This is a genomic window from Burkholderia sp. JP2-270 (assembly GCF_003233675.1).
GTDB lineage: Bacteria > Pseudomonadota > Gammaproteobacteria > Burkholderiales > Burkholderiaceae > Burkholderia > Burkholderia pyrrocinia_C.
Map to the genome: position 1 here is coordinate 577,501 of NZ_CP029826.1, position 16,931 is coordinate 594,431.

The following is a 16,931-nucleotide window of genomic DNA, read 5'->3' on the forward strand; positions in this document are numbered from 1 at the left end:
GGGGCATAGCTCAGCTGGGAGAGCACCTGCTTTGCAAGCAGGGGGTCGTCGGTTCGATCCCGTCTGCCTCCACCAATCTTCAATGGGAAGCGTTTGGCTCACACGAAAGTGATGTGTGAGACGAGCATTTGCCATTGGCGATTGAGCCAGTCAGAGTGATACGTAGTAGGTATCGGCTGTCGTTCTTTAACAATCTGGAAGAAGTAAGTAATTTGGATAGCGGAAGCGTCTTGAGATGGACGTGGAAGTTATCCGGGTTGTGATTGTATCGATGTATCTCAAGATGATTCGAACTCTATGTTTGACTCAATTTGGAATACGGCACAACGCGAGAACTCAACCTGTAGCGACTGTCGACGAGACAGACTCGTTATAGGGTCAAGCGAACAAGTGCATGTGGTGGATGCCTTGGCGATCACAGGCGATGAAGGACGCGGTAGCCTGCGAAAAGCTACGGGGAGCTGGCAAACGAGCTTTGATCCGTAGATGTCCGAATGGGGAAACCCGGCCCTTTTGGGTCATCCTGGACTGAATACATAGGTCCAGTGAAGCGAACGCGGTGAACTGAAACATCTAAGTAACCGCAGGAAAAGAAATCAACCGAGATTCCCAAAGTAGTGGCGAGCGAAATGGGATGAGCCTTGCACTCTTTATTTGTATTGTTAGCCGAACGCTCTGGAAAGTGCGGCCATAGCAGGTGATAGCCCTGTAGGCGAAAACAGTATGAAAGAACTAGGTGTGCGACAAGTAGGGCGGGACACGTGAAATCCTGTCTGAAGATGGGGGGACCATCCTCCAAGGCTAAATACTCGTGATCGACCGATAGTGAACCAGTACCGTGAGGGAAAGGCGAAAAGAACCCCGGGAGGGGAGTGAAATAGATCCTGAAACCGCATGCATACAAACAGTCGGAGCCTCGTAAGGGGTGACGGCGTACCTTTTGTATAATGGGTCAGCGACTTACGTTCAGTAGCAAGCTTAACCGTATAGGGCAGGCGTAGCGAAAGCGAGTCCGAATAGGGCGTTCAGTTGCTGGGCGTAGACCCGAAACCAAGTGATCTATCCATGGCCAGGATGAAGGTGCGGTAACACGTACTGGAGGTCCGAACCCACTAACGTTGAAAAGTTAGGGGATGAGCTGTGGATAGGGGTGAAAGGCTAAACAAACTTGGAAATAGCTGGTTCTCTCCGAAAACTATTTAGGTAGTGCCTCGTGTCTCACCTTCGGGGGTAGAGCACTGTCATGGTTGGGGGGTCTATTGCAGATTACCCCGCCATAGCAAACTCCGAATACCGAAGAGTGCAATCACGGGAGACAGACATCGGGTGCTAACGTCCGGTGTCAAGAGGGAAACAACCCAGACCGCCAGCTAAGGTCCCCAAATATAGCTAAGTGGGAAACGAAGTGGGAAGGCTAAAACAGTCAGGAGGTTGGCTTAGAAGCAGCCACCCTTTAAAGAAAGCGTAATAGCTCACTGATCGAGTCGTCCTGCGCGGAAGATGTAACGGGGCTAAGCTATATACCGAAGCTGCGGATGCGTGCTTTGCACGCATGGTAGGAGAGCGTTCCGTAAGCCTGCGAAGGTGCGTTGAAAAGCGTGCTGGAGGTATCGGAAGTGCGAATGCTGACATGAGTAGCGATAAAGGGGGTGAAAGGCCCCCTCGCCGTAAGCCCAAGGTTTCCTACGCAACGTTCATCGGCGTAGGGTGAGTCGGCCCCTAAGGCGAGGCAGAAATGCGTAGCTGATGGGAAGCAGGTCAATATTCCTGCACCATTGTTAGATGCGATGGGGGGACGGATCGCGGAAGGTTGTCCGGGTGTTGGAAGTCCCGGTCGCTGCATTGGAGAAGGCGCTTAGGCAAATCCGGGCGCGTAATTCAAGGGTGTGGCGCGAGCTCCTTAGGGAGCGAAGCAATTGGAAGTGGTTCCAAGAAAAGCCTCTAAGCTTCAGTCTAACGATGACCGTACCGCAAACCGACACAGGTGGGCGAGATGAGTATTCTAAGGCGCTTGAGAGAACTCGGGAGAAGGAACTCGGCAAATTGGTACCGTAACTTCGGGATAAGGTACGCCCTTGTAGCTTGACTGGCCTGCGCCAGGAGGGTGAAGGGGTTGCAATAAACTGGTGGCTGCGACTGTTTAATAAAAACACAGCACTCTGCAAACACGAAAGTGGACGTATAGGGTGTGACGCCTGCCCGGTGCCGGAAGATTAAATGATGGGGTGCAAGCTCTTGATTGAAGTCCCGGTAAACGGCGGCCGTAACTATAACGGTCCTAAGGTAGCGAAATTCCTTGTCGGGTAAGTTCCGACCTGCACGAATGGCGTAACGATGGCCACACTGTCTCCTCCCGAGACTCAGCGAAGTTGAAGTGTTTGTGATGATGCAATCTACCCGCGGCTAGACGGAAAGACCCCATGAACCTTTACTGTAGCTTTGCATTGGACTTTGAACCGATCTGTGTAGGATAGGTGGGAGGCTATGAAACCGGAACGCTAGTTTCGGTGGAGCCGTCCTTGAAATACCACCCTGGTTTGTTTGAGGTTCTAACCTTGGCCCGTGATCCGGGTCGGGGACAGTGCATGGTAGGCAGTTTGACTGGGGCGGTCTCCTCCCAAAGCGTAACGGAGGAGTACGAAGGTACGCTAGGTACGGTCGGAAATCGTGCTGATAGTGCAATGGCATAAGCGTGCTTAACTGCGAGACCGACAAGTCGAGCAGGTGCGAAAGCAGGTCATAGTGATCCGGTGGTTCTGTATGGAAGGGCCATCGCTCAACGGATAAAAGGTACTCTGGGGATAACAGGCTGATACCGCCCAAGAGTTCATATCGACGGCGGTGTTTGGCACCTCGATGTCGGCTCATCTCATCCTGGGGCTGTAGCCGGTCCCAAGGGTATGGCTGTTCGCCATTTAAAGAGGTACGTGAGCTGGGTTTAAAACGTCGTGAGACAGTTTGGTCCCTATCTGCCGTGGGCGTTGGATATTTGAAGGGGGCTGCTCCTAGTACGAGAGGACCGGAGTGGACGAACCTCTGGTGTACCGGTTGTCACGCCAGTGGCATCGCCGGGTAGCTATGTTCGGAAGAGATAACCGCTGAAAGCATCTAAGCGGGAAACTCGCCTTAAGATGAGATATCCCTGGGGACTAGATCCCCTTGAAGGGTCGTTCGAGACCAGGACGTTGATAGGTCAGGTGTGTAAGCGCAGTAATGCGTTCAGCTAACTGATACTAATTGCCCGTAAGGCTTGATCCTATAACAAGTCTGCCTTGTAGATCGGCGCCGTGCGAAAGCACTGGCTGCAAGATCCAGAGCGACAAGTTGGATTCTCGTGTGTGATACACACAACCTAATTACTGCTTCTTCCCGATTGGTCGCGCTGCGAAGCAGCGCGACAACCCTCTTTGCCTGATGACCATAGCGAGTCGGTCCCACCCCTTCCCATCCCGAACAGGACCGTGAAACGACTCTACGCCGATGATAGTGCGGATTCCCGTGTGAAAGTAGGTAATCGTCAGGCTCCCTAAGCCAGAAACCCCCGCCCAAAAGGCGGGGGTTTTTGCATTGGCGCGGCGCAAATGCGTGCCGCGTCCCGCAGGGGGTAGCGCGCCCTTTTCGTCGCATCAACAGCAACTCACCCACGACCGTCGGTCGCCTCGGTTCTCTCGAGCGCGACACGGTGAGCCATATCGCTTCCCTCTCCCTCACCTATCTGGCGAGGGTTACATGATCTGCGATGCATGCCCGGCGACAATGCGCCAGCCGGCGCCCGATCGACGCCACAGGCGCGTATAGGCAAACGTGCCGTCGAACGCAGCGCCGTTAAAACGGCCGGCGAGCGTCGCCTTTGTCGTGGTCAGGATCATCTCGCCGATCGCGCGTGCATGCGTTTCATGGAAATCGAGTCCGTCGAGACGCAGCAGCTTCGCGCGATGCGTGGACAGATCGTGCTCCTTCGAGATGACCTGTCCGGTTGGAACGGTGAACACCAGATCGTCGTCCAGCAACGCATCGAGCGCGTCGACATCGTTGGCCAGCATCGCAGCCCGAAGCGCAGCTTCGTAGGGTTCGATGACTGTACGGATTGCATCCATATCGGGACCTCGCGTCATCTTTGAAGGTGTGTGGTTTCGCTCATCGGTTGTGACCTGTTGCGGCACGCAACGTGTTTCGAACACAGCGGCGACGGAACGGGCCTACCGCGCATTCGACAGCGATTGACGTCGAACCAGCATGATCAGGCAGATGCCGATCGACGCGATGATGTTGACGGCCGGATAGAACGCAACAGCGATACTCCACGTGCTCAGTGCCAGCAGCGCCAGCGCGTACTTGAGCACGCACAGCGCGAAATAGGCAAGGCTCTCGCTCCACGGATTGCGGATCGTCTTGCGGACGGTCGGCCCGAGACCGGCAAGCTCGATCAGCGTGACCAGGCAGATCGAGACCGTCGGATCGTCGGTCAGCATCCACAGCGGAATGGCCGAAAGGGCTGCGCACAGGAAAAACCAGTCGATGGCTGTCCAGCCGCGTTCGCCGCGAAAAATGCTGGCCACCAGCGTCAGGAAGCACGTAACGGCAATCGCCGCCGTGCACCACGCGGACGGCCCCGCACCCGCAACGAACTGGCCGGCCGCCGCGATCGCCGTGACGACCGACCACACGAGCCACGTGAACAGATGCGGGCGAACGGTGCGCCGGTAGATCGCGAGCGCGTACGGAATCGCTGCCAGCAAAGACACGGCAGTTCCGATAACGCCAAAGATCGAAGCGGCACCCTGATCGACACTCACCCTCGACGCAACCTTGTTCGTACAGGCCGACCAGTATGTGGTCGGAAGGGCCGCTGCGCAACGTCGCGTCGGGCAGCACCGCGGGCAGTCGCGCGGTGCATCGCACCGGAATGCCGATGCCGGCGATCGATGCGGTCAAACGCACACGAACGCAAACAAACGGCCCAGGGATCGTGAAGCAGCTGGAGCACCCACTGCACGACGGCCGAATGAATAGAAATGACCTTGCATCGGTACGGGAGCGGTGGTGGCTTGTCGGTCGTTTGCCGTTAGGCATCGGTCGCGGACAGCAGCTGGCGCTTCGCATCGTTATCAGCGTCGTGTGACGAGGGGCTCCGTATCCGCTATGTACGACCCGCATCATCCGCGCGCGATTCAGGGCTCCGGATTCGCCGCATGCACGTCGCGCCGGAACGCGCCGGGGCTCGTGCCCGTCCATTTGCGAAACGCGCGATGAAATGCGCTCGGCTCGGTGAAGCCGAGCTCGGCCGCGATCTCCGCGACGCTGAGCGCGCGCCCGCGCAGCAGCGACTGGGCCAGCGCGCCGCGTAACTCGTCCTTGATCGCAGCGAAGCTCTGCCCTTCGCTGCGCAAACGCCGCCGCAGTGTCGCGGGCGTCGTGCCGAGGCGGACGGCCAGCGAATCGAAGTCGGGCCACTCGGCGGCGGGCAGCGCCTTCAGGTGCGCGCGCGTCTTCGCGACCCAGCCCGTGTCATGCCGGTAGCGGACCAGCAGGTTGCCGGGCGCGCCGCGCAGGAAGGTCTTCAGCGCCTGTGCGGAGCGGATCGTCGGCAGCGCGAGATACGCGGCGTTGAATGCGAGCCGGCTGTCGGGGCGGTCGAAATGCACGGGCACGCCGAAGAACTGGTGATAGTCGCTGCGCTGGTCGGGGCTCGGGCACGCGAAATCGATGCGCTGCAGCGGGATGCGCCGGCCGGTCAGCCAGCATGCGACGCCGAGCAGGATCAGCCAGAACGTCCGGTACGCGAATGCCGGATATGGCGCGCCCGACTGCGTCAGCACGATCTGCGCCTGCCCGTCGGCCACGACGAGCTCGCCGTGCGGCTCGTCGAGCACCACGCGCAGGAACTGCAGCGCCCGCCGCAGCGCCTTGTCGAGCGTGCCGGCGTGCAGCACCGCGTGGCACAGCAGCTTGAAGCTGCCTTGCCGCATCGGGCGCGCGGCGAGCCCGAAGAATTCGTCGTCGATCGTACCGGCGATCGCGAGCCACAGGCGGCCGTACTGTTGCGGCGTGACGGGCTCGCGCACGATGGCTGGCAGGCCGGCGGCGCGCAGCACCGGCTCCGTGGCGATGCGCTGCCGGCGCAGGCACGCGAGCGCGTCGTCGACGAAATCCGGCGAAATCATCTGCGGCCCCATTTTCCTCCGTCCTCCCGACATGGCAAAAGCGATCACGATTCTAGATTCTGTTTGTCATTGATTGCAATGTGCCGGCTGTCTACTATCGATGTATCCCCGTCGCGCCGCTGGCCCGACGGCGGTCATAACGAACAGGAGACACGCATGCCTGATGGAGCAACCGCCCGGGCGGTGCCGGCCTACGCCGACGCCGTGGCCCGGTTCAGTATCGAGACCGCCGCCGCGCATCTGCACGGCGACCTGGAGCGCGGCCTGAACGCATGTGTCGAATGCTGCGACCGGCACGCATCGGCGGACGCGATCGCGCTCGACTGGATCGATGCGGGCGGGCAGCACCGCCGCTTCACGTTCGCGCAGCTGCAGGCGCTGTCGGCACGCGTGGCGAACCTGCTGGTCGCGCAGGGCGTGAAGCCAGGCGACGTGGTGGCCGGCCTGTTGCCGCGCACGCCCGAACTCGTCGCGACGATCCTCGGCACGTGGCGCGCGGGCGCCGTCTATCAGCCGCTGTTTACCGCGTTCGGCCCGAAGGCGATCGAGCACCGTCTGCGGATGAGCGATGCGCGCCTGGTCGTGACCAACGTCGCGAATCGCGCCAAGCTCGACGAGATCGCCGATTGCCCGCCGGTTGCGACGGTGCGCGCGCCGGGCGAGTCGCTGCCGGAGCGCGACATCGATTTCCGCGCGGCGCTCGACGCGCAGCCCGACACGTTCGAGCCGGTGCTGCGCAAGGGCACGGACCTGTTCATGATGATGTCGACGTCGGGCACGACGGGCTTGCCGAAGGGCGTGCCAGTGCCGCTGCGCGCGCTGCTCGCGTTCGGCACGTACATGCGCGACGCGGTCGACCTGCGCGAAGGCGACCGGTTCTGGAACATCGCCGATCCAGGCTGGGCGTACGGCCTCTATTACGCCATCACGGGCCCGCTGCTGCTGGGTCACGCGACGACGCTCTACGAGGGCGGCTTCACGGTCGACAGCACGTACGACGTGATCGAACGGCTCGGCATCACGAGCCTCGCCGGCTCGCCGACCGCATACCGGATGCTGATGGCGGCAGGTACGGAAGCGGCGGCGCGCGTGAAGGGCAAGCTGCGCGTGGTCAGCAGCGCGGGCGAGCCGCTGAATCCGGAAGTCGTGCGCTGGTTCGACGCGGCGCTCGGCGCGCCGATCTACGATCACTACGGCCAGACCGAACTCGGGATGGTCGTGAACAATCATCACGGCCTCGCGCACGTCGTGCACGCCGGCTCGGCCGGCTTCGCGATGCCCGGCTATCGCGTCGCGGTGCTCGACGAAGCGAGCCGCGAGCTCGGCCCCGGCGAGCCGGGCAACCTCGCGATCGACATCGCTCGCTCGCCGCTGCTGTGGTTCCACGGCTACTGGCAGCAGGACACGCCGGCGATCGCGGGCGGCTACTACCGGACCGGCGACAACGTCGAGCTGGAGCCGGACGGCACCGTGAGCTTCATCGGCCGCGCGGACGACGTGATCACGTCGTCCGGCTACCGGATCGGCCCGTTCGACGTGGAAAGCGCGCTGATCGAGCATCCGGCCGTCAGCGAAGCCGCCGTGATCGGCGTGCCGGATCCGGAGCGCACGGAGATCGTCAAGGCGTTCGTCGTGCTGTCGAAGGGCTTCGACGGCTCGCCGGCGCTGGCCGAGGAACTGAGCCAGCATGTGAAGCGGCGGCTGTCCGCCCACGCCTATCCTCGCGCGATCGACTTCGTCGACGCGCTGCCGAAAACCCCGAGCGGCAAGATCCAGCGCTTCGTGTTGCGCAAGATGGAAGCCGAGAAGGCCGCTCAACCCTGAATACGGATTGCTAATGAATATCAAGGATCGCGTTTTTCTGATTACGGGCGCCGGTTCGGGCCTCGGTGCCGCGGTGGCGCGCATGGTCGTCGCGCACGGCGGCAAGGCCGTGCTGCTGGATGTCAATGACGATGCCGGTGCGAGCCTCGCGCACGAACTCGGCGCGGCCGCGCGCTTCGTGAAGACCGACGTGACGAGCGAAGCCGACGGGCAGGCAGCCGTTGCGGCCGCGCGCGACGCGTTCGGCCGCATCGACGCGCTCGTCAACTGCGCGGGCGTCGCACCCGGCGAGAAGGTCGTCGGCCGCGACGGTCCGCACTCGCTGGACCGCTTCGCGCGCGCGGTGTCGATCAATCTCGTCGGCACGTTCAACATGATCCGGCTGGCTGCCGAAGCGATGTCGAAGCAGGATGCCGACGCGGAAGGCGAGCGCGGCGTGATCGTCAACACCGCGTCGGTCGCGGCGTTCGACGGGCAGATCGGGCAGGCCGCGTATGCGGCATCGAAGAGCGGCGTGGTGGGCATGACGCTGCCGATCGCGCGCGAACTCGCGCGGTTCGGCATTCGTGTCGTGACGATCGCGCCGGGCATCTTCGCGACGCCGATGATGGCCGGCATGCCGCAGGACGTGCAGGATGCGCTCGGCAAGAGCGTGCCGTTCCCGCCGCGGCTCGGCCGCCCGGAAGAATTTGCGGCGCTGGTGCGCCACATCGCCGAGAACACGATGCTGAACGGCGAAGTCATCCGTCTCGATGGCGCGTTGCGCATGGCACCGCGCTGACACTGGAGGAAGCGAATCATGACGACTCAGGATCCGATCGTAATCGTAGGTATGGCGCGCACGCCGATGGGCGGTTTTCAGGGCGACCTGGCCGCGGCCAGCGCGAGCGAGCTCGGCGCGGTGGCGATTCGCGCGGCGCTCGAGCGCGCGAACGTGCCGGCCGAGCGCATCGATGAAATCGTGTTCGGCTGCGTGCTGCCGGCCGGGCAGGGCCAGGCGCCGGCGCGGCAGGCCGCGCTGAAGGCCGGGCTGCCGCTCGCGGCGGGCGCGACCACGGTCAACAAGATGTGCGGCTCGGGGATGAAGGCCGCGATGTTCGTGCACGACCTGCTGCTTGCAGGTTCGGCGGGCGTGGCCGTCGCGGGCGGGATGGAAAGCATGACGAATGCGCCGTACCTGCTGCCGAAAGCGCGCGCGGGGATGCGGATGGGCCACGGCCAGGTGCTCGACCACATGTTCCTCGACGGGCTCGAGGACGCGTATGAAAAAGGCCGCCTGATGGGCACGTTCGCGGAGGATTGCGCGCAGGCGTATCAGTTCACGCGCGAAGCGCAGGATGCGTTTGCGATCGCGTCGCTGACGCGCGCGCAACGCGCGATCGCCGAAGGGCAATTCGTGTCGGAGATCGCACCGGTGACCGTGAAGGCCGGCAAGACCGAAGCCGTCGTGTCGATCGACGAGCAGCCGGGCAAGGCGAAGCTCGACAAGATCCCGACACTGAAGCCGGCATTCCGCGAAGGCGGCACGGTGACGGCAGCGAACGCGTCGTCGATCTCGGACGGTGCGGCCGCGTTGGTGATGATGCGCCGCTCGGAAGCGGAGAGCCTGGGCCTTACGCCGAAGGCCGTGATCGTCGGGCATTCGACTTATGCGGACAAGCCGGGCTTGTTCGCGACCGCGCCGGTCGGCGCGCTGCGCAAGCTGTCGGAGAAAACCGGCTGGAACCTGCGCGACGTCGATCTGTTCGAGATCAACGAAGCGTTCGCGGTGGTACCGATGGCCGCGATGCGCGATCTCGACCTGCCGCACGAGAAGGTCAACGTGCACGGCGGCGCGTGCGCGCTCGGGCACCCGATCGGCGCATCGGGCGCGCGCGTGATGGTAACGCTGCTGGCTGCGCTCGAAACGTATGGCCTGAAGCGCGGCGTCGCGTCGCTGTGCATCGGCGGCGGCGAGGCGACGGCGATCGCGATCGAACGCGTCGCGTAACGAGTAACGAGTAACGCGTGCGTCGTGTGCGCAGGCGATACGGCTCGCATGCCGTACCGCCTGCGTCATCGTCGGCGAAAAACGCGCGATGCGGTCGCGTGCCGACGCATTGCGGTCATTCGACCGTTTCGCCTCGCGCCTGCAGATCGGCGTGATAGGACGAGCGCACCATCGGCCCTGACGCGACCTGGCTGAACCCGAGCGCGAGCGCGCGTTGCCGCAACCGGGCAAATTCCGCCGGGGTGACGAAGCGCTTCACGGGCAGATGGTGGCGCGTCGGTTGCAGGTACTGGCCGAGTGTCAGCATATCCACGTCATGTGCGCGCAAGTCGAGCATCACCTGCTCGACTTCGTCGATCTGCTCGCCGAGACCCAGCATCAGGCCCGACTTGGTCGACACGTTCGGCAACGTGGATTTGAATGCCTTCAGCAGATCGAGCGAATGCCGATAGTCGGCGCCCGGACGCGCTTCGCGGTACAAGCGCGGCACGGTTTCCAGATTGTGGTTGAACACGTCCGGCGCAGAGGCGGTGAGCAGGTTCAATGCGACGTCGAGCCGCCCGCGGAAATCCGGCGTCAGCGCTTCTATCCTGAGTTGCGGATTGTCCCGTCGTGCCGCTCGAATACAGGCTGCGAAGTGCGCGGCGCCGCCATCGCGCAAGTCGTCGCGATCCACCGACGTGATCACGACGTACTTGAGCCGCATCGCAGCGATGGTTTCGGCTAGCCGCGCGGGCTCGTCCGGATCGAGCGGATTCGGGCGACCATGACCGACATCGCAGAACGGGCAGCGCCGCGTGCAGATGTCGCCCATGATCATGAAGGTTGCCGTCCCGTGACTGAAGCACTCGCCGAGGTTGGGACAACTGGCTTCTTCGCAAACCGTGTGGAGTTTCTGTTCGCGCAGGACCTTCTTGAGCGCCATGACCTCGGGCGAGCCGGGAAAGGCCGCACGAATCCATTCCGGCTTGCGCAACATGCCTGCGGGCTCGGTGGCGACGATCTTCACGGGGATGCGCGCCATCTTTTCGGCAGCGGAGAGCTTGGTTCCGGCGGCCATCGATGCAGGGCGGGTTGCCGTGTTTGTCATGGCTCAGCCCCGATAGTATCGTTGCGGAACGAACGGGGCCCTGGCCACTTCCATCCGGACCGGTTTGCCGCGAACGATCGCGTTCAGCGTCGTGCCGAGTGCCGCGCAACGGGTGGCGACATATCCTATGGCCACCGGGCCGCCGCAAGTCGGGCCGAACCCGCCGCTCGTGACCTTGCCGACCGTCCGGCCGTCGAGATCGGTGATCTCGGCACCTTCACGCACCGGCACCTTGTCGTTCACGACGAAGCCGACGCGCTTCCTTTGCACTCCGTCGGCGAGTTGCCGCGCGACGATGTCTGCGCCCGGGTACCCGCCGGCGCGCGCACCATCCGGGCGGCGCACTTTGGAGATGGCCCACAGCAGGCTGCCTTCGATCGGCGTGGTGCCGCTATCGATGTCGTGGCCGTAGAGGCACAGGCCGGCTTCGAGACGAAGCGAGTCGCGTGCGCCGAGGCCGATCGGCTCGACCTCGGGATCGGCGAGCAGCAGGCGCGCCAGCGCTTGCGCACGGTCGGCCGGTACCGAGATCTCGTAACCGTCCTCGCCCGTGTAGCCGGAGCGGCTGACATAACATTGCGCACCGGCCAGTTCGATACGGGTGCTTTGCATGAAGGTCAGTTCAGCCAGCGCGGGAGCGAGGCGGCCCAGCACCGATGCGGCGGCCGGCCCCTGCAGCGCCAGCAACGCCCGGTCGGTCAGTTCGGCGACGTCGCAACGATGGCCTATCCCGTTCTTCAGATGGCTGACGTCCTGCGCCTTGCAGGCGGCGTTGACGACCACGTACAACTCGTCGTGACCGAAGCGGGTGATCATCAGGTCGTCGAGAATGCCGCCTTGCTCGTTCGTGAACAGCGCGTAACGCTGCATGCCCGCCGGGAGATCGATGACGTCGATCGGTACGAGCGTTTCGAGCGCGGCAGCGGCATCCGCGCCAGACAGCCTGACCTGGCCCATGTGCGAGACGTCGAACAGGCCTGCCTTGTCGCGCGTATGCAGATGCTCTTTCAATACGCCGAGCGGATATTGCACGGGCATCTCGTAACCGGCGAACGGAACCATCTTCGCCCCGAGTTCGAGGTGCAGCGCGTGGAGTGGGGTACGGGAAAGTTGGGTGGTCATCGTCATTCCTGAACATTTGCTATGCCCCCGGGCCATCGATGTTGCCCGGGGGAGCGGCTACGCGATGGTTTCGGAGATCGCTACTTGCCGTATACCGGGAATGCACTACACAGTTCGGCGACTTGCCGCTTGACGCGCTCGACGACCGACGGGTTCTCCATGTCGGCCAGGATGTCGCAGATCCAGCCGGCTACCGCGCGGGATTCGGTTTCCCTGAAACCGCGGCTCGTGATGGCCGGTGTGCCGATGCGGATCCCGCTGGTGACGAACGGGCTCTGCGGATCGTTCGGCACCGCGTTCTTGTTCACGGTAATGTGCGCGCTGCCCAGCGCCGCATCGGCAGCCTTGCCCGTCAGCGCCTGACGAATCAGGCTCACGAGGAACAGGTGGTTGTCCGTCCCTCCGGAGATGATGTCGTAGCCGCGCTCGACGAACACGGCGGCCATCGCGCGGGCATTGGCCAGCACCTGCTGCTGATAAGCCTTGAATTCGGGCGACAGTGCTTCCTTGAACGCGACGGCCTTCGCGGCAATCACGTGCATCAGCGGGCCGCCCTGGATGCCGGGGAAAACGATCGAGTTGAGCTTTTTCTCTATCTCCGGGTTCGCGCGAGCGAGGATCAGGCCGCCGCGCGGGCCGCGCAGCGTCTTGTGGGTCGTCGTGGTCACCACGTCGGCGTGGGGCAGCGGGTTCGGATACAGGCCGGCCGCGACGAGGCCGGCCACGTGAGCCATGTCGACGAACAGGTACGCGCCCACCGCGTAGGCGATCTGGCGGAAGCGGGCCCAGTCCACCACGCGCGAGTACGCGGAGAAGCCGGCCATGATCAGCTTCGGCTTGTGCTCCCGGGCCAGTGCCTCGACCTGGTCGTAGTCGATCTCGCCGGTTTCGACGTTCAGTCCGTATTGCACGGCCCGGTAGAGCTTGCCCGAGAAGTTCACGTGCGCGCCATGCGTCAGGTGGCCGCCGTGCGCGAGGCTCATGCCGAGTATCGTGTCGTGCGGCTCGAGCAGCGCCATGTAGACGGCGGCGTTCGCCTGGCTGCCGGAGTGCGGCTGCACGTTCGCGTAGTCTGCGCCGAACAGTGCCTTCGCGCGGTCGATCGCCAGTTGCTCCGCGACGTCGACGAATTCGCAGCCGCCGAAGTACCGCTTGCCCGGATAACCTTCCGCGTACTTGTTGGTCAGCACCGAGCCCTGCGCCTGCATCACGCGCGGGCTCGTGTAGTTTTCCGAGGCGATGAGTTCGATATGGTCTTCCTGGCGAATGCGCTCGCGCTCCATCGCCGTCCACAGTTCATCGTCGTAACCTTCGATTTTCATGTCTTTGCCGAACATTCGTCTTTCTCCTGGCGCCGGAGCCGCGTGGCCGTGCGCAACACCCGGCCGGGTGTTGGCGCATGCGCGTCTCCTGCGCATCTGTATGGGTTGAGTGCGGTAGTCGCGGGCGTTGCTCGTTTTATGACTGATACGCGTCGATCGGCGGGCACGAGCACACCAGGTTGCGGTCGCCGTACACGTTGTCGACGCGCGAAACCGGCGGCCAGTACTTGGCCGAAGCCATCTTCGCGACGCCATGCGGATAGACCGCCTGCTCGCGCGAATACGCGTGACGCCAGTCGCCGACGAGTTCATCCGCCGTGTGCGGCGCGTGTTTCAGCGGATTGTCGTTCGCGTCCAGCGTGCCGGCTTCCACCGCCGCAATTTCGGCGCGGATCGCGATCATCGCGTCGATGAACCGGTCGAGTTCCGCCTTCGATTCCGACTCGGTCGGCTCGATCATCAGCGTGCCCGCCACCGGAAAGCTCATCGTCGGTGCGTGAAATCCGAAGTCGATCAGGCGTTTTGCGACGTCGTCGACGCTGATGCCGCTGCTGTCCTTCAGCGGCCGCAGGTCGATGATGCATTCGTGCGCGACGCGTCCGTTCGGGCCTGCATAGAGGATCGGATAGTGCGGCGCGAGGCGGCTGGCGATGTAGTTCGCGTTGAGGATCGCCGTCTCGGTCGCGCGCTTGAGCCCGCCGGACCCCATCAGCGTGATGTAGGTCCACGTGATCGGCAGGATGCCCGCGCTGCCGAGCGGGGCCGCGGACACCGCGCCGATGCCGGGCACGCGGCCTTCCCGGTGGCCGGGCAGGAACGGCTTCAGATGGGACTTCACGCCGATCGGGCCGACGCCCGGCCCGCCGCCGCCGTGCGGGATGCAGAAGGTCTTGTGCAGGTTCAGGTGGGACACGTCGCCGCCGAACGCGCCGGGCTGCGCGAGGCCGACCAGCGCGTTCATGTTCGCGCCGTCGATGTATACCTGGCCGCCGTGCGCGTGGACGATGTCGCATGCATCGCGCACGCGCGCCTCGAACACGCCGTGCGTCGACGGATAGGTGATCATGATCGCGGCCAGTCTGGTGCTGTACTGGACGGCCCTGGCGGCGAGGTCGTCGATGTCGACGTTGCCCGCGTCGTCGCATTTGACGACGATGACCTGCATGCCGACCATCTGCGCCGAGGCGGGGTTGGTGCCGTGCGCCGACGACGGAATCAGGCAGACGTCGCGCTGCGCTTCACCGCGGCTCGCGTGATACGCGCGGATTGCGAGCAGGCCCGCGTATTCGCCTTGCGAGCCGGCGTTCGGCTGCAGCGACACCGCGTCGTATCCGGTGATCGTGCACAGCATCGCTTCGAGTTCCTGCGCGAGCGCGCGATAGCCGTCGGCCTGTTCGGCCGGCGCGAACGGGTGCAGCTTCGCGAACGCGGGCCACGTGATCGGCATCATTTCCACGGTGGCGTTCAGCTTCATCGTGCAACTGCCGAGCGGAATCATCGTGCGGTCGAGCGCGAGATCCTGATCGGCGAGCCGGCGCAGGTAGCGCAACATCTGCGTTTCCGAATGGTGGCTGTTGAACGCAGGATGCGCGAGAAACGCGCTGCGGCGCAGCAGCGGAGCGGGCAGCGCGTCGGCGGTGGCCGCTTCCACGACCGCGAAATCGGGAACGGCCCTGCCGTTCGAGAAGATCGACCAGAGCATGACCACGTCGTCGGGCGTGGTCGTCTCGTCGAGTGCGATGCCGACCTGCCGGTCGCTGATCGCGCGCAGGTTGACGCGGTGCGCGTTCGCCGCCGCATGCACGGCATCCGTATGGCCGCCGCTGTTGACCGTGACGGTATCGAAGCAGTACTCGGTCGGCACGGCATGGCCGAGCTGACGCAGCCCCGCAGCCAGCGTCGCCGTGAGGCGGTGGACGCGGCGCGCGATCGTGGCCAGGCCAAGCGGGCCGTGGTAGGCCGCATAGAAGCCGGCGATATTGGCGAGCAGCACCTGCGCCGTGCAGATGTTGCTGGTGGCCTTCTCGCGCCGGATGTGCTGCTCGCGTGTCTGCATCGCGAGGCGCAGCGCCGGGCGGCCGTGCGAGTCGACCGATACGCCGACCAGCCGCCCCGGCATCGTGCGCTTGAACGCATCGCGTGTGGCGAAATAGCCGGCATGCGGGCCGCCGTAGCCGAGCGGCACGCCGAAGCGCTGCGTGGTGCCGATCGCGACGTCGGCGCCGAATTCGCCCGGCGGCACGAGCAGCGTCAGCGCGAGCAGGTCGGCGGCGACCACGGCCATCGCGCCGTTGGCGTGCAGGGTTTCGACGACGCTCCGGTAATCGTGGATGTCGCCGAAGGTGCCCGGGTATTGCAGAAGCGCGGCGAAACAGCCGACGCCGGCCAGATCGCGGCGCGGATCGCCGACGACGACCTCGATGCCGATCGGCTCCGCACGCGTGCGGATGATCTCGATCGTTTGCGGGTGACAGTCGCGTGCGACGAAGAACACGCGGCTGTCCGACTTCGCCAGGCGCTGGCAGAACGTCATCGCTTCGGCGGCGGCCGTGCCTTCGTCGAGCATCGACGCATTGGCGATTTCGAGGCCGGTCAGATCGGCGATCATCGTCTGGAAGTTGAGCAGCGCTTCCAGGCGGCCTTGCGAGATTTCCGGCTGGTACGGCGTGTAGGCCGTGTACCAGGCCGGATTTTCCAGCACGTTGCGCTGGATCACCGGCGGGGTGTGGGTGTCGTGGTATCCCATGCCGATGAAGGACCGGAACACCTGGTTGCGGCTCGCCAGCGCGGCCAGCCTGTTCAGGGCCTCGGCCTCGGTGCAGCTCGCGGGCAGCGCGAGCGGCGCATCGCTGCGGATCGTTGCCGGCACCACCTGCTTCATCAGTTCGTCGACGCAATCCACGCCGAGCTCGGCCAGCATCGCTGCCTGCTCGTCAGCGTCGGGGCCGATGTGGCGGCGGACGAACAGCTCGCGCTGCGCGACGGAATCGAAAGCGCTCATGGTCGTCTCCGTCATTCGCCGATATACGCGCGATACGCGGCGGCGTCCATCAACCCGGCCAGCTGGTCCGGGCGGTCGACACGCATCCTGAAGAACCAGCCGGCGCTTTCCGCCGATTCGTTTACGAGGCTCGGCGTGTCGCCAAGGGCGGCGTTCGTCGCCAGCACGGTGCCGGATACCGGCATCTTGATCTCGCCGGCGGCCTTGACCGACTCGACGGTGGCGGCCTCGTCGTGCTGCGCAAAGGCCGCGCCTTCGCCCGGCAGCGCGACATAGACCAGATCGCCCAGCTGCGACTGCGCATGATCGGTGATGCCGACCGTTGCGCTGCCATCGTCTTCCAGACGCAGCCATTCGTGGGATTCGGTGTACCTGACCTCGCTCATGTGCTCTCTTCCTGACAGGGTTGCGTTGAGTG

At 63.9% G+C, this 16,931-nt stretch carries 11 protein-coding genes, 1 tRNA gene and 2 rRNA genes (1 of these 14 running past the window's edge); 6 read left to right on the plus strand and 8 right to left on the minus strand.

The features are described 5' to 3' along the window. The 3 genes from DM992_RS35290 to rrf all read left to right on the plus strand — a co-directional run. Window positions 1-75, plus strand: a tRNA-Ala gene (locus tag DM992_RS35290) (it extends 1 nt beyond the left edge of the window). Window positions 76-376: 301 nt separating this feature from the next. Next, window positions 377-3,258 (plus strand): 23S ribosomal RNA (locus DM992_RS35300). A 152-nt stretch (window positions 3,259-3,410) separates the two neighbouring features. Continuing rightward, window positions 3,411-3,523 (plus strand): 5S ribosomal RNA (rrf, locus tag DM992_RS35305). A 202-nt stretch (window positions 3,524-3,725) separates the two neighbouring features. Here the strand turns inward: rrf and DM992_RS35310 are convergent. From DM992_RS35310 to DM992_RS35320, 3 genes are all read right to left on the minus strand, one after another. Continuing rightward, a complete protein-coding gene (locus tag DM992_RS35310; RefSeq protein WP_111020882.1) occupies window positions 3,726-4,097 on the minus strand; it encodes a nuclear transport factor 2 family protein in 372 nt (123 codons plus the stop codon). Between the two features lie 102 nt (window positions 4,098-4,199). Next, the gene (locus DM992_RS35315) at window positions 4,200-4,796 is read right to left on the minus strand and encodes a hypothetical protein (RefSeq protein WP_111020883.1); all 597 of its coding nucleotides are present in this window, start codon (window positions 4,794-4,796) and stop codon (window positions 4,200-4,202) included. A gap of 375 nt (window positions 4,797-5,171) precedes the next feature. Continuing rightward, entirely contained in the window at window positions 5,172-6,176 is a 1,005-nt protein-coding gene (locus tag DM992_RS35320; RefSeq protein ID WP_111020884.1) for an AraC family transcriptional regulator, read from the minus strand. Between the two features lie 144 nt (window positions 6,177-6,320). On the opposite strand from DM992_RS35320, the gene DM992_RS35330 reads away from it, so the two are divergent. Genes DM992_RS35330 through DM992_RS35340 form a run of 3 tightly spaced genes read left to right on the plus strand, consistent with a single transcriptional unit; the run spans window position 6,321 to window position 9,978 of the window. Beyond that, a complete protein-coding gene (locus DM992_RS35330) occupies window positions 6,321-7,988 on the plus strand; it encodes an acyl-CoA synthetase (RefSeq protein ID WP_111020885.1) in 1,668 nt (555 codons plus the stop codon). A 13-nt stretch (window positions 7,989-8,001) separates the two neighbouring features. Continuing rightward, window positions 8,002-8,769: a 3-hydroxyacyl-CoA dehydrogenase gene (locus tag DM992_RS35335; protein ID WP_111020886.1), complete on the plus strand. Its 768-nt coding sequence runs from the start codon at window positions 8,002-8,004 to the stop codon at window positions 8,767-8,769. An 18-nt stretch (window positions 8,770-8,787) separates the two neighbouring features. Continuing rightward, window positions 8,788-9,978 carry an acetyl-CoA C-acetyltransferase gene (locus DM992_RS35340; RefSeq protein ID WP_111020887.1) on the plus strand — a complete coding sequence of 397 codons (1,191 nt, stop codon included), beginning with the start codon at window positions 8,788-8,790 and terminating at the stop codon, window positions 9,976-9,978. 115 nt (window positions 9,979-10,093) lie between these two features. On the opposite strand, the gene lipA is transcribed toward DM992_RS35340, so the two are convergent. The 5 genes from lipA to gcvH form a co-directional block, all read right to left on the minus strand. Then, the gene (lipA, locus tag DM992_RS35345; RefSeq protein ID WP_111020888.1) at window positions 10,094-11,068 is read right to left on the minus strand and encodes a lipoyl synthase; all 975 of its coding nucleotides are present in this window, start codon (window positions 11,066-11,068) and stop codon (window positions 10,094-10,096) included. A gap of 3 nt (window positions 11,069-11,071) precedes the next feature. Beyond that, a complete protein-coding gene (gene gcvT, locus DM992_RS35350; protein WP_204356208.1) occupies window positions 11,072-12,196 on the minus strand; it encodes a glycine cleavage system aminomethyltransferase GcvT in 1,125 nt (374 codons plus the stop codon). A 74-nt stretch (window positions 12,197-12,270) separates the two neighbouring features. After that, on the minus strand, window positions 12,271-13,527 hold the full coding sequence (glyA, locus tag DM992_RS35355) for a serine hydroxymethyltransferase (protein ID WP_111020889.1): 1,257 nt from the start codon (window positions 13,525-13,527) through the stop codon (window positions 12,271-12,273). Window positions 13,528-13,648: 121 nt separating this feature from the next. Continuing rightward, window positions 13,649-16,528 carry an aminomethyl-transferring glycine dehydrogenase gene (gcvP, locus tag DM992_RS35360; protein WP_204356209.1) on the minus strand — a complete coding sequence of 960 codons (2,880 nt, stop codon included), beginning with the start codon at window positions 16,526-16,528 and terminating at the stop codon, window positions 13,649-13,651. Next, window positions 16,525-16,899, minus strand: a complete 375-nt coding sequence (gene gcvH / locus DM992_RS35365; protein ID WP_111020890.1) for a glycine cleavage system protein GcvH — start codon at window positions 16,897-16,899, stop codon at window positions 16,525-16,527. Before gcvH ends, gcvP begins: the two co-directional genes overlap by 4 nt. Window positions 16,900-16,931 lie beyond the last annotated feature (32 nt).